At 66.8% G+C, this 20,615-nt stretch carries 16 protein-coding genes; 7 read left to right on the top strand and 9 right to left on the bottom strand.

Going from position 1 to position 20,615, the window contains the following annotated elements; all coding sequences use genetic code 11:
• Positions 1-108 precede the first annotated feature (108 nt).
• Positions 109-429 (bottom strand): ATP-dependent Clp protease adapter ClpS, encoded by a 321-nt coding sequence (gene clpS / locus ACFPN1_RS03460; protein WP_056131263.1) that lies wholly within the window; start codon positions 427-429, stop codon positions 109-111.
• A 96-nt stretch (positions 430-525) separates the two neighbouring features.
• On the opposite strand from clpS, the gene ACFPN1_RS03465 reads away from it, so the two are divergent.
• The 4 genes from ACFPN1_RS03465 to hflD are packed head-to-tail and all read left to right on the top strand — an operon-like array spanning position 526 to position 3,280.
• Positions 526-1,026 carry a type III secretion system chaperone family protein gene (locus ACFPN1_RS03465; RefSeq protein WP_386753017.1) on the top strand — a complete coding sequence of 167 codons (501 nt, stop codon included), beginning with the start codon at positions 526-528 and terminating at the stop codon, positions 1,024-1,026.
• Positions 1,027-1,068: 42 nt separating this feature from the next.
• The gene (locus ACFPN1_RS03470) at positions 1,069-1,548 is read left to right on the top strand and encodes an NUDIX hydrolase (protein WP_386753019.1); all 480 of its coding nucleotides are present in this window, start codon (positions 1,069-1,071) and stop codon (positions 1,546-1,548) included.
• On the top strand, positions 1,545-2,663 hold the full coding sequence (mnmA, locus tag ACFPN1_RS03475; RefSeq protein ID WP_386753020.1) for a tRNA 2-thiouridine(34) synthase MnmA: 1,119 nt from the start codon (positions 1,545-1,547) through the stop codon (positions 2,661-2,663). Before ACFPN1_RS03470 ends, mnmA begins: the two co-directional genes overlap by 4 nt.
• Positions 2,660-3,280 (top strand): high frequency lysogenization protein HflD, encoded by a 621-nt coding sequence (hflD, locus tag ACFPN1_RS03480; protein WP_386753021.1) that lies wholly within the window; start codon positions 2,660-2,662, stop codon positions 3,278-3,280. Before mnmA ends, hflD begins: the two co-directional genes overlap by 4 nt.
• A gap of 633 nt (positions 3,281-3,913) precedes the next feature.
• Here the strand turns inward: hflD and acnB are convergent.
• The 3 genes from acnB to ACFPN1_RS03495 are packed head-to-tail and all read right to left on the bottom strand — an operon-like array spanning position 3,914 to position 7,210.
• Entirely contained in the window at positions 3,914-6,517 is a 2,604-nt protein-coding gene (acnB, locus tag ACFPN1_RS03485) for a bifunctional aconitate hydratase 2/2-methylisocitrate dehydratase (protein ID WP_386753023.1), read from the bottom strand.
• A gap of 40 nt (positions 6,518-6,557) precedes the next feature.
• Entirely contained in the window at positions 6,558-6,968 is a 411-nt protein-coding gene (locus ACFPN1_RS03490) for a type II toxin-antitoxin system VapC family toxin (protein WP_386753025.1), read from the bottom strand.
• A complete protein-coding gene (locus ACFPN1_RS03495) occupies positions 6,965-7,210 on the bottom strand; it encodes an AbrB/MazE/SpoVT family DNA-binding domain-containing protein (RefSeq protein WP_386753027.1) in 246 nt (81 codons plus the stop codon). Before ACFPN1_RS03495 ends, ACFPN1_RS03490 begins: the two co-directional genes overlap by 4 nt.
• A 643-nt stretch (positions 7,211-7,853) precedes the next feature.
• Here ACFPN1_RS03495 and acnA point away from each other — a divergent pair.
• Positions 7,854-10,619, top strand: a complete 2,766-nt coding sequence (gene acnA, locus ACFPN1_RS03500) for an aconitate hydratase AcnA (RefSeq protein WP_386753029.1) — start codon at positions 7,854-7,856, stop codon at positions 10,617-10,619.
• 371 nt (positions 10,620-10,990) lie between these two features.
• On the opposite strand, the gene ACFPN1_RS03505 is transcribed toward acnA, so the two are convergent.
• Positions 10,991-11,398, bottom strand: coding sequence for a Cif family virulence factor (locus ACFPN1_RS03505; RefSeq protein WP_386753031.1), 408 nt, complete (start codon positions 11,396-11,398; stop codon positions 10,991-10,993).
• 217 nt (positions 11,399-11,615) lie between these two features.
• On the opposite strand from ACFPN1_RS03505, the gene ACFPN1_RS03510 reads away from it, so the two are divergent.
• Positions 11,616-13,295 (top strand): long-chain fatty acid--CoA ligase, encoded by a 1,680-nt coding sequence (locus ACFPN1_RS03510; RefSeq protein WP_386753033.1) that lies wholly within the window; start codon positions 11,616-11,618, stop codon positions 13,293-13,295.
• A 160-nt stretch (positions 13,296-13,455) separates the two neighbouring features.
• The gene (locus tag ACFPN1_RS03515) at positions 13,456-14,328 is read left to right on the top strand and encodes a crotonase/enoyl-CoA hydratase family protein (protein ID WP_386753035.1); all 873 of its coding nucleotides are present in this window, start codon (positions 13,456-13,458) and stop codon (positions 14,326-14,328) included.
• A 92-nt stretch (positions 14,329-14,420) separates the two neighbouring features.
• On the opposite strand, the gene ACFPN1_RS03520 is transcribed toward ACFPN1_RS03515, so the two are convergent.
• The 4 genes from ACFPN1_RS03520 to prfB form a co-directional block, all read right to left on the bottom strand.
• Entirely contained in the window at positions 14,421-16,586 is a 2,166-nt protein-coding gene (locus ACFPN1_RS03520) for an ATP-binding protein (RefSeq protein WP_386753037.1), read from the bottom strand.
• 4 nt (positions 16,587-16,590) lie between these two features.
• Positions 16,591-17,700, bottom strand: coding sequence for a cyclic di-GMP phosphodiesterase response regulator RpfG (gene rpfG / locus ACFPN1_RS03525; protein WP_386754020.1), 1,110 nt, complete (start codon positions 17,698-17,700; stop codon positions 16,591-16,593).
• A 78-nt stretch (positions 17,701-17,778) separates the two neighbouring features.
• Positions 17,779-19,293: a lysine--tRNA ligase gene (gene lysS, locus ACFPN1_RS03530; protein WP_386753039.1), complete on the bottom strand. Its 1,515-nt coding sequence runs from the start codon at positions 19,291-19,293 to the stop codon at positions 17,779-17,781.
• 172 nt (positions 19,294-19,465) lie between these two features.
• Positions 19,466-20,594 (bottom strand): peptide chain release factor 2 gene (prfB, locus tag ACFPN1_RS03535; protein WP_386753041.1). Its coding sequence is split into 2 segments (ribosomal slippage): positions 19,466-20,518 and positions 20,520-20,594, totalling 1,128 coding nucleotides; the frame shifts between segments, so codons are not numbered across the junction.
• Positions 20,595-20,615 lie beyond the last annotated feature (21 nt).

Consider the following 20,615-nt stretch of genomic DNA (forward strand, 5'->3'; position numbering starts at 1 on the left):
GGGACAGCAACCGGCCATTTCCATGCCAGCCCCATCAGGCATTCGGAACGCTGCGTGGCACGCTTCAACTCAATCGGTACAACCGACACAACGGCCTTTCCGTCGCTTTTAGGCCTTTTCCATCGTGCAGAGCAAGGGGTGCTGGTTGAGTCTTGAATATTCGTTCACCTGCGCCACCTTGGATTCGGCGACTTCGCGGGTGAAGACGCCGCATACGCCGCGACCGCGGGTATGGACGTGCAACATGATCTGGGTGGCCTTTTCCGCATTGAACGAAAAAAAGCGCATCAACACCTCCACCACGAAGTCCATCGGGGTGTAGTCGTCGTTCAGCAGCAGCACGGAATACAGCGGCGGGCGGGCGACTTCCGGCTTGCCGGTTTCCACCATGACGCCATGGCTGTGTTCCTGGTCGGTCCTCTTGGTCATGGACGAATTATAGGAAATGACGCCAGAGCGCGGCTCGATGGACGCCCCGACACGGCCGCCCGCACAATGGCGCCACACCATCCCACCGAGAGCCCGATGCGCACCTTCGCAATCGCCATGCTGCTGTGCCTTGCTCCTGTCCTCGTCAACGCGGCCGAGCCGGCCACCCCGGCCAGGAAGGACGGCGATCCGGCCGTCAGGCAACTGCTGGACAAGCTCGAATACAAGTACGAGATCGACGAGGAAGGCGACTACCGCCTGACGTTCGGCCTGGGCGACGACAAGGACGCCCGCAGCCAGCTGGTATACGTGCGCTCGCCGGTGGAAACCTACGGCTCGCACAAGGTCCGCGAGATCTGGTCGCCGGGCTACGTGTCGACGACCGATGAATTCCCGGCCGACGTCGCCAACCGCCTGCTGGAGGCCACGCAGCAGAGCAAGCTGGGGGCCTGGGCCAAGCAGGGCCGCTATGCGGTGTTCGTCGTCAAGGTCGCCGCCGACGCCAGCGCCGAGGAGCTCGACGATGCCGTCGACGCCGCCCTGCGTTCCGCCGACGAGATCGAACAGGAACTGACGCCCGGCAAGGACGATTTCTGAGCGTCCACTGGCGCACGCCCCGTCTGCAACGAGTACATCCGAATGAGCTACCGCCAAGGCCGCTTCTGGCAACCCGATGTGACCGTCGCCACGGTGGTGGTCGATGACGGCCGCTTCCTGATGGTGGAGGAAGCCGTCGGCGGCCAGCTCGTCCTCAACCAGCCCGCCGGCCATCTGGAGCCGGATGAAAGCCTCGTCGAAGCCGCCCTGCGCGAGACCCTGGAAGAAACCGGCTGGGAAGTGCGGCTGACCGCTTTCGTCGGCGCCTACCAGTGGAAGGCCCCTGCCCGCCCCGGCGAGAGCGACGGGCGTCACTACCTTCGCTTCGCCTTCGCCGCCGAACCGCTGGTGCATCGCCCCGAGCGCCCGCTCGACGAAGGCATCGTCCGCGCGCTGTGGCTGTCGCCGGCCGAACTGCAGGCGCAGGCGCACCGCCATCGCAGTCCGCTGGTCTGGCGCGCGGCGTCCGATTTCCTCGCCGGCCGTCGCCAGCCCCTGGAACTCCTGCAGCACCTGGCATGAGCACGGCACGCACCATCGTGGGCATGTCGGGCGGCGTGGATTCGTCCGTCGCCGCGCTGCGCCTGCGCGATGCCGGCGAACCCATCGCCGGGCTCTTCATGCAGAACTGGGCCGACGACGGCAGCGGCGACTGCCGCGCCGAGGACGACCGGCGCGACGCTGTGGCGGTCTGCGGTCGCCTCGGCATCCCGATCCATTTCCGCGATTTCTCCCGCGAGTACTGGGACGGCGTCTTCGCGCATTTCCTCGCCGAATACGCCGCCGGCCGCACGCCCAATCCGGACGTGCTGTGCAACCGCGAAATCAAGTTCAAGCATTTCCTCGACGCGGCGCATGAACTTGGGGCGGAATTCATCGCCACCGGCCATTACGCGCGCGTCGTGGTCGACGGGGGCGAGGCGAAACTGCTGAAGGCCGCCGACCGCAGCAAGGACCAGAGCTACTTCCTGCACCAGCTGGGCCAGGAACAACTGTCGGCGACGAAATTCCCGCTGGGCGACCTGCGCAAGACCGAAGTGCGCGAGATCGCGCGCGAGGCCGGCCTGTCGACGCATGCCAAGAAGGATTCCACCGGCATCTGCTTCATCGGCGAGCGCGATTTCCGCGAGTTCCTGGCGCGCTATCTGCCCGCGCGTACGGGCGAGATGCGCACGCCGGACGGACGCGTGCTGGGCGAGCATCCGGGCGTCTTCTACTTCACGCTGGGCCAACGCGAGGGCCTGAACATCGGCGGCGTGCGCGGCTTCGAACCCGCGCCGTGGTACGTGGTGGGCAAGGACGTCGCCCGCAACGTGCTGTATGTCGACCAGGGCGCCGACAGCGCGTACCTGCACTCGCGCACGCTGTGGTCGGAGACCGTGCACTGGATCGCCGGCGCCCCACCCGCCGCGCGGTTCACCTGCATGGCGCAGACGCGTTATCGCCAGCCCGACCAGGCCTGCGAGATCGTCGTGCGCCCCGACGGCACGCTGGAAGTGCGATTCGCCGAACCGCAACGCGCTGTCACGCCGGGGCAATCCGTCGTGCTGTACGACGGCGACGTCTGCCTGGGCGGCGCCGTGATCTCCGCCACCGACGCCGCGCTGGAACAACGCCTCCGGGAACATGCCGCATGACCGACCGCTCCGCTCCCCTGTCCGACCGCGTCCTCGCCCTCGCCGGCCTGGTGCAGGCCCTGGCGCAGGTCCGGCGCATCGCCGACACCGGACAGGCCCATGCCGATGTGCTTTCCACCGCGCTGGACTCGGTCTTCCGCATCGATGCCGACAGCGCCGAAGCGGTCTATGGCGGCGCACGTTCGCTGCGGACCGGGCTGATGCTGTTGCGCGACTACTTCGGCGGATCGATGCCCGACGAGCAACTGCCGCGGCTCGCGCTGGCGGTGATCCAGCTCGAGCGCCGGTTCGTCAGCGATGAGGAAATGGTCATGCGGGTCCAGGGCGGCATCCGCGCCCTGGATGCGGCCGCGGAGCGACTGGGCAGCTCGCATCCGGACGTGCTGACCGCACTGGGAGCGCTCTACGCCGACACGCTGAGCCATCTGCGCCCGCGCGTGCTCGTGCAGGGCAATCCGCACTACCTGGGACAGGCGGCGGTGGTTGCCGAAGTACGCGCGGTGCTTCTGTCGGCGGTGCGTTCAGCGGTGCTGTGGCGGCAGATGGGCGGCAGCCTGTGGGATTTCCTGCTGCGCAAGCGGGCGATGGGTGAGGCGGTGCAGGAGTTGCTGGCCTAGCGCCGACACTCACTGGAGCGATTCGTAACAGCCGGTCACCGCTCGTCCCTTCCCTCTCCTCTCCCCGCGAGCGGGGAGAAGAAAAAGTCCCGGTGAAACTGCCCTGCGGGCATCTCCACGCGAGCGGGGAGAAGAAGATTCAAGCACCGCCCGAAGCAGCGATCGCCACGCTTGCGGTTAGCGCTACCCGCCGGGACGGGGGTGGCGGAGAGCGGACCAGGATGGTCCGCGACCCGACTTAAAGGCATGGATGCCGTCAGGAGGGCGGAGCCGCCCCCGTCCCGGCGGGTAGTGCGTCGCTCCGGAGTCGGGTGTGCTTCAACGGGCGACTGCAAGCAAAGCAAAGTCACTGGATCCCCGCTTGACTGGACATCCGTCCGTGGAAGGCCGCGGGGAGGACGAGGCAAAGTCCCTGGATCCCCGCTTTTGCGCGGATGACGGACGGAAGCAAGACACTGGACCGCCTTCGCGGGGATAACGAGCAAGAGCGGGGCAAGCAGCTTGCGATCGACGAGCACGCCCGCGCGCGCGATGAGGCAAAGGCCCGTTTCGATCGACAGGTTTGCCAACGTCGATCAAGAAAAAGCCCCGGCAATGCCGGGGCTTTTTCGTCAACTCGAACCGCAACCGGAATCAGGCCGCGGCGACCTTCTCCGCCACTTCGCGGTATTCCTCGATCTGGTCGAAGTTCATGTAGCGGTAGATCTCGGCGCCCTTCGCGTTGATCACGCCGATGTCCGCCATGTACTCCTCGCGGGTCGGGATGCGGCCCAGGCGCGAGCAGATCGCGGCGAGTTCCGCCGAACCCAGGTACACGTTGGTGTTGCGGCCCAGGCGGTTGGGGAAGTTGCGGGTCGAGGTCGAGAACACCGTCGCGCCCTCGCGCGCCTGCGCCTGGTTGCCCATGCACAGCGAGCAGCCCGGCATTTCCATGCGCGCGCCGGCGGTGCCGAAGGTGCCGTAGTGGCCTTCCTTGGTCAGCTCCGAGGCATCCATCTTGGTCGGCGGCGCGACCCACAGGCGGGTCGGGATGTCGCGCTTGCCTTCCAGCAGCTTCGCGGCGGCGCGGAAGTGGCCGATGTTGGTCATGCACGAGCCGATGAACACTTCGTCGATCTTCGCGCCCGCGACGTCGGACAGCGTCTTCACGTCGTCCGGATCGTTCGGGCACGCGACGATCGGTTCGACGATCTCGTTGAGGTCGATCTCGATGACCGCGGCGTACTCGGCGTCCGCATCGCCTTCCAACAGCTGCGGGTTGGCCAGCCAGTTCTCCATCGCCTTGATGCGGCGCTGGAGGGAACGCGCGTCCGCATAACCTTCCGCGATCATCCACTTCAGCAGCGTGATGTTGCTGTTGAGGTATTCGATGATCGGCTCCTTGTCGAGCTTCACCGTGCAACCGGCGGCCGAGCGTTCGGCCGAGGCGTCGGACAGCTCGAACGCCTGCTCGACCTTCAGCTGCGGCAGGCCTTCGATCTCGAGGATGCGCCCGGAGAAGATGTTCTTCTTGCCCTGCTTGGCGACGGTCAGAAGGCCCTGCCTGATGGCGGCCAGCGGGATCGCATTGACCAGGTCGCGCAGCGTGACGCCCGGCTGCATTTCGCCCTTGAAGCGGACCAGCACCGATTCCGGCATGTCCAGCGGCATCACGCCGGTGGCCGCGGCGAACGCGACCAGGCCCGAGCCCGCCGGGAACGAAATACCCACCGGGAAGCGCGTGTGCGAGTCGCCGCCGGTGCCGACGGTGTCGGGCAGCAGCATGCGATTGAGCCAGCTGTGGATCACGCCGTCGCCCGGGCGCAGCGCGATGCCGCCACGGTTGCTGATGAAGGCCGGCAGTTCGTGGTGCGTCTTGACGTCGACCGGCTTCGGATACGCCGCGGTGTGGCAGAACGACTGCATGACCAGATCGGCGGAGAAGCCCAGGCACGCGAGATCCTTCAGCTCGTCGCGTGTCATCGGACCGGTGGTGTCCTGAGAACCCACCGAGGTCATCTTCGGTTCGCAGTAGGTGCCCGGACGGATGCCCTGACCTTCCGGCAGGCCGCAGGCGCGGCCGACCATCTTCTGCGCCAGCGAGTAACCCTTGCCGGTGTCGGCCGGGTTCTGCGGCAGGCGGAACAGCGTCGACGGCGCCAGGCCGAGCGCTTCGCGCGCCTTGGCGGTGAGGCCGCGGCCGACGATCAGCGGGATGCGGCCACCGGCACGCACTTCGTCGAGCAGCACGTCGGACTTCAGCGCGAATTCGGCGATGACCTTGCCGTCCTTCAGCGCCTTGCCCTCGTAAGGACGCAGCTCGACCACGTCGCCCATGTTCATCTGCGACACGTCGAGTTCGATCGGCAGCGCGCCGGCGTCTTCCATCGTGTTGTAGAAGATCGGCGCGATCTTCGAGCCCAGACACACGCCGCCGAAGCGCTTGTTCGGGATGAACGGAATGTCTTCGCCGGTGAACCACAACACCGAGTTGGTCGCGGACTTGCGCGAGGAGCCCGTGCCCACGACGTCGCCGACGTAGGCGACCAGGTGGCCCTTCTGCTTCAGCGATTCGATGAAGGCGACCGGGCCGCGCTTGCCGTCTTCCTCGGGCTCGATGCCGTCGCGCTTGTTCTTCAGCATCGCCAGCGCGTGCAGCGGGATGTCCGGACGCGTGGTGGCGTCGGGCGCCGGCGACAGGTCATCGGTGTTGGTTTCGCCGGTCACCTTGAACACGGTGATCGTCATCGACTCCGGCACTTCCGGACGGCTGGTGAACCATTCGGCATCGGCCCAGCTCTGCAGCACCGACTTCGCATTCGCGTTGCCGGCCTGCGCCTTCTCCTGCACGTCGTGGAAGGCGTCAAACATCAGCAGCGTGTGCTTGAGCGCGTTGGCGGCGACGGTGCCCACCTGCGCGTCGTCGAGCAGCTCCACCAGCGGATGGATGTTGTAGCCGCCGAGCATGGTGCCCAGCAGTTGCGTGGCGCGTTCGCGCGAGATCAGCGCGTTCTTCTCGGTGCCGAAGGCGACCGCGGCGAGGTACGAGGCCTTCACCTTGGCGGCATCGTCGACGCCAGCCGGCACGCGGTGGGTGATCAGGTCGAGCAGGAATTCACTTTCGGAAGCCGCGCCCTCGCCCGCCGGCGGGTTCTTGAGCAGCTCGATCACGTCGGCGGTCTGCTGCGCGGTCAGCGGCAGGGGCGGAATGCCCAGGGCGGCGCGCTCGGCGACGTGTTGGCGGTAGGCAGCAAGCATCAGGAACTCCATGTGTGGCGGGTGTCGAAAAGGTGCGGCATCAAGCGGAGGGAACGATCAGCTTGAGGCCCTTGAAGTACTGTCGGTAGAAGGCGTCGTCGCGGGTGATCAGGCCATCGCATTGCAGCAGCGCATGCGCGCCGACGAGGAAATCGGGCAATGCATGCGCTGGTGCCCCGCCCTTCTGGCGATGGCGGCGTTGCATCTCGCCGGCGCGCAGTGCGGACTTGGACTCGATCGGGCTGAAGCGGATGCTCATTTCCTCGAGCACCGCCAGCGCCTCGGCACCGTCGTGCAATGCGCTGCACACCTGGGCGAGCGCGACATCGCTGATCACCACCGGGCCGTTGCCGAGCGACTGGCGCAGGCAGGCTTCGGCGGCATCGGCCTGCGGGCCGTCGGCGAGCAGGTCGATCAATACGGCGGCATCGATGGCGATGGTGCCGCTCACGCTTCGTCGGCCCCGGTCTCATCGGACGGACCGATCGCACGCATCGCCTCGTCGGTGGACGCGAAGCCGTCCAGACGGAAGCGGCCGCGGGCACGGGACACGGCATCGTCCACGCTCTTGCGCAGGACGATGCGGTTGCCCTCCAGCTCGACCTTGAGCAGCGTGCCCTTGGTCAGGCCCAGGGCGTCACGCACGGCCTTGGGCAGGGTGATCTGGCCTCGCTCGGCGACGGTGGCTTCCATGGGCGGCTCCCGGTCGGTATGTACGAATTATACATACCGATGGAGTCATACCCAAGGAGCGGCGCCCTGAAGCGGGGCTCAGTCTGCCATTGAGCCTCCGGATCCCTTCCTTGGGTCCCCGAATCCCTCCATTGAGCCTGCGAGTCCCTCCCTTGGCTCTCCGAATCCTTTCGTTGAGCCTGCGAGTCCCTCCCTTGGCTCTCCGAATCCTTCCGTTGAACCTCAGAGCCTCTCCGTCGGGTCTCCGGATCCTTGCGTCGAGTCTCCGACTCTTTCCGTTGGGTCTTCGAGTCCTTCGAGAGGAGCTCCGAGTCCTTACCTTGGGGCTTCCGGTCTTTCCTGAGGGTCTCCGGGTCCTTCCGGGTCCGGCCCCGCGGAATCGGAATCCATAAGCTGGTCGCGGAATCCGAAAGCCGGCATGGCGCGGATGGAATGCCGCATGAGCCCTGCCGACTCGCGCTTGCACACGCGAATGGGTGCAGACCGCAAGCCACTGCTTCCCATCCCCGTAACACCCGAATCGGCAGCCTTCGACGCTGACGCGTTCATAATCGGTCCGTCATGCCGCCCGGCTTCGACCTGCGGCAGGCCTGCCAGCTCATGCGCCCCAGGCGCCCGCCCGCACTCGAACAAGGAGCCCCCCATGTCGTTCGACTCCTTCGCCACCCGCGCCCAGCTCGCGGTCAACGGCAAGTCCTACACCTACTTCAGCCTGCCCGCGCTCGGGAAGCGCTTCGATCTGTCGAAGCTCCCCTACTCGATGAAGATCCTGCTCGAGAACCTGCTGCGCCACGAGGACGGCGGCATGACGGTGGGCAAGGAGCACATCGAAGCCGTCGCGCAATGGGATGCGAAGCAGGAACCGGACACCGAGATCGCCTTCATGCCCGCGCGCGTGGTGCTGCAGGATTTCACCGGCGTGCCCTGCGTGGTCGACCTCGCGGCGATGCGCGATGCGGTGACCAAGCTCGGCGGCAGCCCGAAGCAGATCAATCCCCTGATTCCGTCCGAGCTGGTCATCGACCACTCCGTGCAGGTCGACGTGTTCGGACGTCCCGACGCGCTCGATCTCAACGGCAAGATCGAATTCGAACGCAACAAGGAGCGCTACAGCTTCCTGCGCTGGGGGCAGAAGGCCTTCGGCAACTTCAAGGTCGTCCCGCCCAACACCGGCATCGTCCACCAGGTGAACCTGGAGAACCTCGCCCGCGTGGTGATGGAGCGCGACATCGACGGCGTCCTGCACGCCTTCCCCGACACCGTGTTCGGCACCGACTCGCACACCACGATGATCAACGGCATCGGCGTGCTCGGCTGGGGCGTGGGCGGCATCGAGGCCGAAGCGGCGATGCTGGGCCAGCCCTCCTCGATGCTGATTCCGCAGGTGGTCGGGTTCCGCCTCACCGGCAAGCTGCCCGAAGGCACGACCGCGACCGACCTCGTGCTCACCGTGACGCAGATGCTTCGCGCGCTCGGCGTGGTCGGCAAGTTCGTGGAGTTCTACGGCGACGGCCTGCAGCACCTGCCGCTGGCCGATCGCGCCACCATCGCCAACATGGCGCCCGAGTACGGCGCGACCTGCGGCATCTTCCCCATCGACGCCGAAGCGCTGAACTACCTGCGCCTGTCGGGCCGCGGCAACGAGCAGATCGCGCTGGTCGAGGCCTACGCCCGCGCCCAGGGGCTGTGGCACGAACCCGACTCGCCGCACGCCACCTATTCGGCGACGCTCGAACTGGACCTGGGCGACGTGAAGCCCTCGCTCGCCGGGCCCAAGCGCCCGCAGGACCGCGTGCTGCTGGAAGGCGTGAAGGACAACTTCCACAAGAACCTGGAAGGCCTGATCGCCAACCGCAAGCCCAAGCCGAAGGAAGACCTCGAGCGCCTGGCCGGCGAAGGCGGCGAGCAGCCGCAGGCGGAACACCTGGCAGCGAAACCGAAGTCGAAGATCCGCGTGCATGAGCAGGACTGCGACCTGACCGACGGCTCGGTCGTGATCGCGGCGATCACGTCCTGCACCAACACCTCCAACCCGGCGGTGATGCTCGGCGCCGGCCTGCTGGCGCGCAACGCGGCCAAGCTCGGTCTGAAGGCGAAGCCGTGGGTGAAGACCTCGCTCGGCCCGGGCTCGCGGGTGGTCACCGACTACCTGCGCAAGGCCGGCGTGCTCGCCGACCTGGAGAAGCTCGGCTTCTACGTCGTCGGCTACGGCTGCACGACCTGCATCGGCAACTCGGGTCCGCTGCCGGACGAAGTCTCCAAGGGCATCGCGGAGAACGAACTGGTGGTCGCCTCGGTGCTGTCGGGCAACCGCAACTTCGAGGGACGCGTGCATCCGGAGGTGAAGATGAACTATCTCGCCTCGCCGCCGCTGGTCGTCGCCTACGCGATCGCGGGCACCGTCGACATCGACCTCACCCGCGATCCGCTGGGCCACACGCCCGACGGCAAAACCGTGTACTTGCGCGACATCTGGCCGTCGAACAAGGAAATCGGCGACATGATCTCGGCGACGGTCGGGCCGGAGCTGTTCGCGCAGAACTATGCCGACGTGTTCAAGGGCGACACGCGCTGGAACCAGATCGCCTCGCCGGAAGGCGAATCGTTCGAGTGGGATGCCTCGTCCACCTACATCAAGAACCCGCCCTACTTCGACGGCATGACCATGCAGGTCGGCACCATCGACGACGTGCACGGCGCGCGCGTGATGGGCGTGTTCGGCGACTCGATCACCACCGACCACATCTCGCCGGCCGGCAACATCAAGAAGGATTCGCCGGCCGGACGCTTCCTGATCGAGCGCGGCGTGCAGCCGGCCGACTTCAACAGCTACGGCTCGCGCCGCGGCAACGACGACGTGATGGTGCGCGGCACCTTCGCCAACATCCGCATCAAGAACCTGATGCTCGGCGGCGAGGAAGGCGGCAACACGATCTACCACGGTGCGCACGGCGCGACCGAGAAGATGTCGATCTACGATGCCGCCATGCGCTACAAGGCCGATGGCGTGCCGCTGGTCGTCTTCGCCGGCAAGGAATACGGCACCGGTTCCTCACGCGACTGGGCGGCCAAGGGCACCAAGCTGCTGGGCATCAAGGCGGTGATCGCCGAGAGCTTCGAGCGCATCCATCGCTCCAACCTGGTCGGCATGGGCGTGCTGCCGCTGGCGTTCGCCGAAGGCCAGAACGCGCTGAAGCTGGGACTGGACGGATCGGAAATCGTCGACATCACCGGCCTGCAGGACGGCGCTTCGAAGACCGCCACGGTGACGGCACGCAAGCCGGACGGCCGCGAGATCCGCTTCGAGGTGAAGGTGCTGCTGCTGACGCCGAAGGAAGTGGAGTACTTCCGCCACGGCGGCATCCTGCATTACGTGCTGCGGCAACTGGCGGCGAAGAAGGCGGCATAACCCTCGGAAGGGGCGGAAGCCCGCCCTCGCGCATGGCGCGAGGGCGCTCGGCGGCGCACGCGGCGATGCCGCGTAAGCGCGCCGCTTCGCCCACCACGGCGGCATCCTGCATTACGTGCTGCGGCAACTGGCGGCGAAGAAGGCGGCATAACCTTCGGAAGGGGCGGAAGCCCGCCCTCGCGCATGGCGCGAGGGCGCTCAGCGGCGCACGCGGCGATGCCGCGTAAGCGGCCGCTTCGCCCGCCATGGCGGCATCCTGCATTACGTGCTGCGGCAGCTGGCGGCGAAGAAGGCGGCATAACCTTCGGAAGGGGCGGAAGCCCGCCCTCGCGTGGCGCGAGGGCGCCCGGCGGCGCAGGTACCCGGGTCGATCAGAGCTTCGGCTTCCAGTGCGCGTTGACCAGCAGCCACTCGTCGTCCTCGCGCCGCCAGGCGGTCTCCACTTCGTACAACTGCCCGCTGCCCGGCAAGGCGCCCGCCCCGCCGGTCATTGCCGCGCTGAAGCGCACCGTCGCCGTGTCGGCCTGCAGGTCGATGTCCAGCGGGCCGGTCGTGACGCCGATGTCGCGATAGCGCAGGAACATGCCCTGCGCGAGGCGCCGTGCCGCCTTGCGGTCCATGCCGCCGGGACCGATGAAATCCGCGGCCAGCGCATCCTCCACCGCCCCCGCGTCATGACGCTCGATCGCGCTGCCCAGGTCGTGCACGTCCTCGCGCAACTGCTGCTCCGGCGGCGTGCGCGCGCAGCCCGGCAACGCCAGTGCCAGCACCAGCAACATCCGAGCGAAGCCCCCTCGATCCACCCGCTTCATGCCGTCCTCCATCGCGTTTGCGCGCACGAGCGTAAGCCCGCCGGGGCCCGCGTGCATCTGCGTGTCGGCCGCCTTGCCTGCCTATGGACCCTATGCTCCAATCGACCGGAACGACCGTACGGCGCCGCATTTCCGCCCGCGCCGGCCTGCAGGTCGCACATGTCGAGTCAATTGGGGGATCGCGATGAGCAATGAACGTCCGTGGCTGGCCGAGTATCCGGCGGGCGTGCCGGCGGAAATCGACGTCAACGAATTTCCGTCGGTCGTCTCCGTGCTCGAGAAGGCCATCGACACCTACCGCGATCGCCCGGCGTTCGCGAACCTCGGCAAGGTCCTCACCTACGGCGAAGTCGACCGGCTGAGCAAGCAGTTCGCCGCCTACCTGCTCGGCGAACTCGGACTCAAGAAGGGCGATCGCGTCGCGATCATGATGCCCAACTGCCTGCAGTATCCGATCGCCATCTTCGGCACGCTGCGTGCGGGGCTGACGGTGGTCAACGTCAATCCGATGTACACGGCGCGCGAACTGCGCCACCAGCTGGTGGATGCGGGCGCGACCGTGCTCGTGGTGCTCGACAACTTCGGCCACACCGTGCAGGAAGTCGTCGCCGACACACCGGTCCGCCAGGTGATCACCACGGGCCTGGGCGACATGCTCGGCTTCCCCAAGGGCGCGATCGTCAACTTCGTGCTGCGGCACGTGAAGAAGATGGTGCCGGACTACGACATTGCCGGCGCGATCCGCTTCCGCGACGCGCTGGTGCTCGGCCAGCTCAAGACGCTGCCGGCAGTGCAGATCGATGCCGAAGACATCGCCTTCCTGCAGTACACCGGCGGCACCACCGGCGTGTCGAAGGGCGCGATGCTCACCCACCGCAACCTCGTCGCCAACATGCAGCAGGCGGCGGCGTGGGTCGGTACCAACGTGAAGTACGGCGAGGAAGTCATCGTCACCGCGCTGCCGCTGTACCACATCTTCGCGTTGACGGCGAACTGCCTGGTCTTCATGAAGTTTGGCGGCCTGAACTACATGATCACCAACCCGCGCGACATGCACGGGTTCGTGAAGGAGCTGAAGAAGATTCCGTTCACCGCCATCACCGGCGTCAACACGCTGTTCAACGGGCTGCTCAACACGCCCGGCTTCGACCAGGTCGATTTCTCCCGGCTGCATCTCACCCTGGGCGGCGGCATGGCGGTGCAGCGCGCCGTCGCCGATCGCTGGAAGCAGGTCACGGGCGTCACCCTGGTGGAGGCCTACGGCCTCACCGAGACCTCGCCCGCGGCCTGCATCAACCCGATGGACCTCAAGGACTACAACGGCGCGATCGGTCTGCCGATTCCCTCGACCGATGCCTGCGTGAAGGACGAGGAAGGCCGCCAGCTGTCCGTCGGCGAAGTCGGCGAGCTGTGCATCAAGGGCCCGCAGGTGATGCGCGGCTACTGGAACCGCGCCGAGGAAACCGCGAAGGTCATCGACGGCGACGGCTGGCTGCACACCGGCGATATGGCGAAGATGGATGCGAAGGGCTACTTCTACATCGTCGATCGCAAGAAGGACATGATCCTCGTGTCCGGCTTCAACGTGTATCCGAACGAAGTCGAGGACGTGATCGCGATGATGCCGGGCGTGCTCGAAGTCGCCGCGGTCGGCGTGCCGGACGAGAAGTCCGGCGAAGCGGTGAAGGTGGTGATCGTGAAGAAGGACCCGGCGCTGACCGCCGAGCAGGTGAAGGCGCACGCGCGCGAGAACCTGACGGGCTACAAGCAGCCCAGGTACGTCGAATTCCGCAGCGAACTGCCAAAGACCAATGTCGGCAAGATCCTCCGCCGAGAGCTGCGCGACGCACCTGTAAAGGCCTGAAACAACCTGAAACTCCCCGCTCCGGCGCCCGCACGGCCAAGGCCTTGCGGGCGCTTCGTTTTAGGGGCATAGAATCGCCCGTCGGACGCAATTCACCTCACCCCATTGCCGTCCAAAAATCGCGCGACCGGCCGGGCGGCACCCCTTCGGAGGATTCGCTATGTCAGCCGTTCACCCCTTCCCTCGTCCCGACACTGGTCACACCCTGCGCGTGATCGAAGAAACCGGACGCGACGTCTACTGGTGCCACATGCATGCCGACGCTGTCCCGGGACAGCGCGCGTGTTTTTCCAGCAAGCTGGTCGACGACATCCTGGATTACCAGCGCAGCCTGGGCGGACGACTCCGCGCTCGCGGCGACACCGACACCGTGCCGCACGTGGTGCTGGCTTCCGACGGCGATGCCTTCAATCTCGGCGGCGACCTGGAACTGTTCTGCCGCCTGATCCGCGCCGGCGACCGCCAGGGTCTGCTCGATTACGCCCGCCAGTGCGTTCGCGGCGTGCATGCGTTCCATGACGGCCTGGGCGCCGGCGCGCACAGCATTGCCCTGGTCCAGGGCGACGCGCTCGGCGGCGGCTTCGAGGCGGCGCTGAGTTGCCACACCATCGTTGCCGAGGAAGGCGCGCTGATGGGCCTGCCGGAGGTGCTGTTCGACCTGTTCCCGGGCATGGGCGCCTATTCGTTCCTGTGCAAGCGGATCCCGCCGCACCAGGCGGAAAAACTGATGCTCGAAGGCAACGTCTACGCCAGCGAGGAGATGTTCAGGATGGGACTGGTCGACGTGCTCGTGCCGCGCGGCGAAGGCGTTGCCGCCGTGGAGGAGGTCATCCGCGCCAACCGCCGCATTCCGCATGCGCGCGCCGCCATGCACAAGGTCCGCTCGTTCGCACAGGCGGTCACGCTCGAGGAAATGATGAAGATCACCGAGATCTGGGTGGACACCGCGCTGAAGCTCGGCGAGAAGTCGCTCAGGACCATGGACCGACTGGTGCGCGCGCAGACACGTCGCAGCACTGTCGCCATGGCCTGATCGGCCTGACGTAGGGTCGAAGGGGAATCGGGCCCGGCCGCAGACGCCGGGCTTGGGCCTGCCAACGGCAGGTCTCGTAGGGGAAAGACGGTTCAGTCCGCCTGTCCACTGTCCCGCTGCTTGCGTTCGCGCTGGCGGGCTTCGAGTGCTGCGCGTCCCTGTTGCAGCAGGCCCTCGATGTCGTCGCGCCGCTTGCGCCACTCGTTGCCGAGCTGCCAGTCCGGCAACCGCATCATTTCGCCACCCGCCGCGGCCAGCTTGATCAGGCCGAGGTTGCTGGCCACGCCTTTCAGGGCATGCGCCTGTTCGCGCTGGCGCTCCCAGTCCTTCGCCTCGCCCGCACTGGTGAGACCGGCCAGGCACCCATCCGCGTCCCGCAGGCATTGCGCGATGAACTCGCGCTCGAAGCCCTCGCCCATGCCCAGCGACGCAAGCTCGTCGAGCACCGAGGCGTCGAAGATGCCGTCGGCGTTCACCGCCTCCTCGCGCACCGCGATCAGCGGCGTGGCGATGCGGCCGTTGGCGGCGATTTCCGCCAATGCGTCCAGCAGCCGCGAAGTGGCCACCGGCTTGGACAGGAACGCGCGGGCCCCGGCCTGCTGGCAGGCCTGGATGGACTCCGGCGTGACGTCGGCGCTGAGGATCAGGACCGGGGTGCGGTTCGGGCTGCCCGCCTGCATCACCCGCAACTGCCGCAGCAGGTCCAGGCCGCTCACGTCCGGCATATGGAGATCGCAGATCACCGCGTCGTAGTCGCACGCGGCCACGGCTTCCAGCACGGCCTCGCCGCCGTCGACGCTGGTGACCCGGTGACCGGCCTTTTCGAGCAGGCGCTGCAGCACCGTCCGGTTGGCGGCATGGTCGTCGGCGATCAGGATCGCCAGGCTGCGCACGCGCGCGCGGTGCCGGAGGAAGGGGTCGCCGAAGGAAATGATGTTCTTCGGCTGAGTGACCGGCTCGGCCACCTCGCCGGCGGAGGGAGTGGCCGCCGGAGCGACGACCGCGCGCACCATGAAGGGCAATTCGACCCAGAACCGGGTACCGCGCTGCTCGACGCTTTCGAAGCCGATGCTGCCGCCCATGGCTTCGGTGAGGCCCTTGGCGATCGTGGTGCCTAGACCGGTGCCGCCATAGCGGCGGGCCAGGCCCGCGTCAGCCTGCTCGAAGGCTTCGAACAGCCGCTGCTTCATCGATTCGGGGATGCCGATGCCGGTGTCGCTGACGGTGAAGCGCAACCGCACCTGCTCGGCCGTGCGCGTGATCGGCTCAACCTGCAGCCGCACCGAACCCTGGTCGGTGAACTTCACCGCGTTGCCGATCAGGTTGATCAGCACCTGGCGCAGATGGCCCGCGTCGCCGATCACGGCGTCCGGGACGGCTTCCGCCACGTCCGCGGTGTAGACGAGCTGCTTGGCGCGCGCCTGCGGCAGCAGGATCAGGCCGATGTTCTCGATCACGTCGCGCAACGAGAACTCGGTGAGGTCGAGCTTGAGCTTGCCGGCCTCGATCGCGGAGATGTCGAGCACGTCCTCGACCAGCGCCAGCAGGCTGCGGGTCGAGGCCTGGATGGTGTTGACGGCTTCGCGCTGCTCGGTGTCCAGGCGCGTCGCCGCGAGCACTTCGGACATGCCCGCCAGGCCGTTGAGCGGCGTGCGGAATTCGTGGCTCATGTTGGCCAGGAAGCGGCTCTTGGCCTCGTTCGCGCGCTTCGCCTCGTCCACCGCGCTGGTCAGCGCGCGCAGCAGCGAATCGAAGTAAAGCGGCACGGCGGCCAGCCCCAGGAGCAGGCCCCACGACAGGTAGGGATTGGCTCTCCAGTAGGGCGAAATCTGGATGACCGCGAAAAACGACACCGTCGCCAGCGCAGTCGCGGCGCGCAGGTAATGATGGCCGTAGCGCATGCCGTTGCCGATCGTCACCCACAGGTACACGGCGTACAGCGGCGAGGTCGGCTCGCCCTGGATGCACATGATCCAGCCCATGGCGGTGTAATCGGTCAGCATGCCGATCCAGCGCCGCAGGGCGGACGTGGCCGGGCGCATCACGATCGCCACGAGCAGGCCCACCGCCACCACGAGTTCCCCGACCAGGATGAGCCAGGTTTGCAGCAGCGTGTCGTTGTTGTCGAGCAGGTGGTAGCGCCATCCCAGGTAGGTGATGAACAGCGCCGTGATGACGATGCGGATGATGTCCTGCGTGTGTTCGCTGTCCGGGCGGCCGGACAGGCGTGCCTTCAGCGATTGCAGGAGGTTCGACATCGGCTCACTCCGTGCCGGGGCGTCGGGGTATCCGTGAGTAGCGCTGGCAGATGTCTTCCAGCCGTTCGCGGCTGCGCATCAGCGCATCGACGCAGCGGGGGTCGAAGAGGCGCCCGCGTTGCGAGAACAGGTAGCCCAGCGCCGCGTCCATTTCCCAGGCGTGCTTGTAGGGACGGGGCGACACCAGCGCATCGAATACATCGGCAACCGCCACGATCCGCGCCTCCAGGGGGATCTCGTCTCCCACCAGCCCATCCGGGTAGCCGCTGCCATCGTACCGCTCGTGGTGACGGAGGGCGATCACGGCACCCATCTGGATGAACCGGTTCTGGCTGCCGCTCAGCAATTCGTGGCCGATCCGGGGGTGCTGGCGCATTACCGCGATTTCGTCCTCGGTCAGCGGGCCCGGCTTGAGCAGTACCGAATCGGGAATCGCGATCTTGCCCACGTCGTGCAACGGGGCGGCCATTTCGACCAGGCGGGCCTCATCCTCCGACAGGCCCATGTGCTCGGCGATGACGCCGGCGACGTGCGACATGCGCTCGAGCCAGGCGCTGGTGCCCGCATCGCGGTATTCGATGGCGCGCGCGAGACGGTGCAGCGTCTCGCGTTCGCGCTCCTCCACCTCGTGCATGCTCGCGAGCAGGCGCTGCTCCAGCGACATCGCCCGCTGCTTCACGTTCTCCGACTGCTGGCGCAACTGCAGCAGGTTGCGGCAGCGGGCCCGCAGTTCGCGCGGGCGCACCGGTTTCACCAGGAAGTCGATCACGCCCGCATCGAGCGCGGCCTGGCGGATGGGTTCATCGCCGACGACGGTGACGAGGATGATCGGGATGTCGCGATGCAGGGGCGCGCGGCGAAAGCGGCGCGCGAATTCCAGCCCGTCGATGCCCGGCATCCGGTAGTCGAGCAGCAGCAGGTCCGGCTGGTTCGACTCGCACCAGTCCAGCGCCGCGGCCGGTTCGCCGAAGTCGTGCACCCGAAGCTCGGAAGCAATGTCCTCGATGATGTGGCGCAGCATCGTGCGCGCCGACGTCTGGTCATCGACAATTACGACATCCACGCATTTTCCCCCTTGTGGCCGGCGCCGTTCCTGGCAGTTGCCGGGCAGCATAACGCGGCCCAATGCACCGTGCGCAACGTTTCAGCGGTGGCCGGATTCCTGCCGGAATACGTGCGCGGGTCCCGCGGCTCAGGCCTCGGGACGCATGTAGGGGAACAGCAGCACGTCGCGGATCGACGCCGAGCCGGTCATGAGCATCACCAGACGATCGATGCCGATGCCGAGCCCACCCGTTGGGGGCAGACCCACTTCCAGGGCACGGATGTAGTCGGCGTCGAAGTGCATGGCCTCGTCGTCGCCGCCCTCCTTCGCCTCGACCTGGGCCTGGAAACGCGCGGCCTGGTCTTCCGGATCGTTCAGTTCGGAGAAGCCGTTGGCGATCTCCTTGCCGTTGATGAACAGCTCGAAGCGGTCGGTGATGCCCTTCTCGGTGTCGCTCTCGCGCGCCAGCGGCGAGACCTCGACCGGGTAATGGGTGATGAACGTGGGCTGCTCCAGCTTGCCCTCGACGGTCTTCTCGAAGATCTCCAGCAGCAGCTTGCCCCAGCCGTAGCCGTCCTTCACCGGGATGCGCAGGCGTTCGCAATGGCGCGCCAGTGCCGCACGGTCGCGGCAGTCGGCGACGCTGATCTCCGGGTTCTTCTCGCGCACCGCCTCGTCGAGGCGCCAGCGGCGGAACGCCGGGCCGACGTCGATGGCCGCGCCGTCCCATTCCATCACCGTGGTGCCGAGCACCTCGCGCGCCACGTCGCGGATCAGGTTTTCGGTGAGATCCATGATCTCGTTGTACGTGGCGTAGGCCTCGTACAGTTCGAGCATGGTGAATTCCGGGTTGTGGCGCGTCGACACGCCTTCGTTGCGGAAGTTGCGGTTGATCTCGTAGACGCGCTCCAGGCCGCCGACGGTGAGACGCTTGAGGTAGAGCTCAGGCGCCACGCGCAGGTACAGCTGCAGGTCCAGCGCGTTGTGATGCGTGACGAACGGCTTGGCCGCAGCACCGCCGGGGATGTAATGCATCATCGGCGTCTCGACTTCGAGGAAGCGGCGCGCATCGAGCCACGCGCGGATGGCGCGGATGATGCGCGAGCGCTTGACGAAGACATCACGCGATTCGGGCGAGACGATCAGGTCGACATAGCGCTGCCGATAGCGCTGTTCGACATCGGCCAGGCCATGGAACTTGTCCGGCAGCGGGCGCAGCGACTTGGTCAGCAGGCGCAGGCGGTCGGCCTTCACCGACAGTTCGCCGGTCTTCGTGCGCGTGAGCACGCCCTCGGCGCCGACGATGTCGCCGGCATCCCAGCCCTTGAACGCCTCGTAGGTGTCGCCCAGGTTGTTGGCCTGCAGGAACAGCTGGATGCGCCCGGACTCGTCCTGAATCTGCACGAAGCTGGCCTTGCCCATCACGCGCTTGAGCAGGATGCGGCCGGCGACGACGACGCGCGGAGCGCCGGATTCCAGCGCTTCCGCGGTCCACGTCCCGGCGTCGGCGTACTGCTGCTGCAGGTCGCCCGCGTAGTCGGTGCGGCGGAAGTCGTTGGGGAAGGCCACGCCCTCCTCGCGCAGCGCCTTGAGTTTCGCGCGACGCTCGGCGATCAGGTGGTTCTCGTCGATGGGCGTCGAAGTGGCGGGCGTGTCGGTCATGGGTTCGTTCGCTTTGTTGTTGCTCGTCGTTCCTGCGACAGCAGGAATCCGGTGTCTTCTGCCTTGCTCCAGCAACCGCCGAAAACCAGAGTCGCTGGATTCCTTCTTTCGCGGGAATGACGGGCCCAAATGGACCGCGCCATCAACTGCATCGCTGCGTTCAGAGCCTGAATCAGGCGGCGTCGCTGCGTTTCGAGCCCGCTTCCAGGCCCGCCTTCAGGCTCGCTTCGACGAATTCGTCGAGGTCGCCATCCAGCACCTTCTGCGTGTCGCTGCGCTCGATGCCGGTACGCAGGTCCTTGATGCGGCTCTGGTCGAGCACGTAGTTGCGGATCTGACTGCCCCAGCCGATGTCGGACTTGGTCGCCTCGACCGCATCGCGTTCGGCATTGCGCTTCTGGATCTCGAGCTCGTACAGCTTGGCCGCGAGCATCTTCATCGCGTTGTCGCGGTTCTGGTGCTGGCTGCGGCCGGTCTGGCAGGCGACCACTATGCCGGTCGGCACGTGCGTGATGCGCACCGCCGACTCGGTCTTGTTGACGTGCTGGCCACCGGCGCCGGACGAACGGTACACGTCCGTCTTCAGGTCCGCGGGATTGATCTCGATGTCGATGTTGTCGTCGACTTCCGGCGACACGAAGACCGAGGTGAAGCTGGTGTGGCGGCGATTGTCGGAATCGAACGGCGACTTGCGCACCAGGCGGTGCACGCCGGTTTCGGTCTTGAGCCAGCCGTAGGCGAAATCGCCCTCGACGCGCAGCGTCGCGGACTTGATGCCCGCGACGTCGCCGCCGCTGGCTTCCATCAGCTCGGTCTTCCAGCCGCGCGATTCGCACCAGCGCAGGTACATGCGCAGCAGCATCTCCGCCCAGTCCTGCGCCTCGGTGCCGCCGGCGCCGGCCTGGATATCCACGAACGCGTTGGCCGAATCCATCTTGCCGGAGAACATGCGTTGGAATTCCAGCTTTTCCACGTCCCTGGCATAGCGCTCGACGTCGTCGACCACCGCCTGCGCGGTGCCCTCGTCGTCTTCCATTTCCGCCAGTTCGAGCAGTTCGTCCGCTCCGGCCAGGCCGCCGGTGAGATCGCGGATGCCGTTCACGACCTTCTCCAGCTGCGAACGTTCGCGGCCCAGGGTCTGTGCGTATTCGGCGTTGTTCCAGATGTCGGGGCTTTCCAGCTCCCGGTTCACTTCTTCGAGACGTTCGACCTTGCGGTCGTAGTCAAAGATACCCCCTCAGCGCATCCAGCCGGCCACGGAGGTCGGCGATGCGCTGGCGGACGGGATTGAGCTCGATCATGTGCGGATGCTTGCAACCAAA

Source organism: Lysobacter yangpyeongensis (assembly GCF_042655745.1).
Classification (GTDB): Bacteria; Pseudomonadota; Gammaproteobacteria; order Xanthomonadales; family Xanthomonadaceae; genus Agrilutibacter; species Agrilutibacter yangpyeongensis.

What these genes read in the sequence shown, in the direction of transcription:
- ACFPN1_RS03515 (WP_386753035.1), top strand. Translation starts at nt 13,456, where the DNA reads ATGTCAGCCGTTCACCCCTTCCCTCGTCCCGACACTGGTCACACCCTG.
- ACFPN1_RS03505 (WP_386753031.1), bottom strand. Translation starts at nt 11,398, where the DNA reads ATGTTGCTGGTGCTGGCACTGGCGTTGCCGGGCTGCGCGCGCACGCCG.
- ACFPN1_RS03495 (WP_386753027.1), bottom strand. Translation starts at nt 7,210, where the DNA reads ATGGAAGCCACCGTCGCCGAGCGAGGCCAGATCACCCTGCCCAAGGCC.
- ACFPN1_RS03470 (WP_386753019.1), top strand. Translation starts at nt 1,069, where the DNA reads ATGAGCTACCGCCAAGGCCGCTTCTGGCAACCCGATGTGACCGTCGCC.
- acnB (WP_386753023.1), bottom strand. Translation starts at nt 6,517, where the DNA reads ATGCTTGCTGCCTACCGCCAACACGTCGCCGAGCGCGCCGCCCTGGGC.
- clpS (WP_056131263.1), bottom strand. Translation starts at nt 429, where the DNA reads ATGACCAAGAGGACCGACCAGGAACACAGCCATGGCGTCATGGTGGAA.
- acnA (WP_386753029.1), top strand. Translation starts at nt 7,854, where the DNA reads ATGTCGTTCGACTCCTTCGCCACCCGCGCCCAGCTCGCGGTCAACGGC.
- hflD (WP_386753021.1), top strand. Translation starts at nt 2,660, where the DNA reads ATGACCGACCGCTCCGCTCCCCTGTCCGACCGCGTCCTCGCCCTCGCC.
- ACFPN1_RS03510 (WP_386753033.1), top strand. Translation starts at nt 11,616, where the DNA reads ATGAGCAATGAACGTCCGTGGCTGGCCGAGTATCCGGCGGGCGTGCCG.
- ACFPN1_RS03465 (WP_386753017.1), top strand. Translation starts at nt 526, where the DNA reads ATGCGCACCTTCGCAATCGCCATGCTGCTGTGCCTTGCTCCTGTCCTC.
- lysS (WP_386753039.1), bottom strand. Translation starts at nt 19,293, where the DNA reads ATGACCGACACGCCCGCCACTTCGACGCCCATCGACGAGAACCACCTG.
- rpfG (WP_386754020.1), bottom strand. Translation starts at nt 17,700, where the DNA reads ATGCTGCCCGGCAACTGCCAGGAACGGCGCCGGCCACAAGGGGGAAAA.
- mnmA (WP_386753020.1), top strand. Translation starts at nt 1,545, where the DNA reads ATGAGCACGGCACGCACCATCGTGGGCATGTCGGGCGGCGTGGATTCG.
- ACFPN1_RS03520 (WP_386753037.1), bottom strand. Translation starts at nt 16,586, where the DNA reads ATGTCGAACCTCCTGCAATCGCTGAAGGCACGCCTGTCCGGCCGCCCG.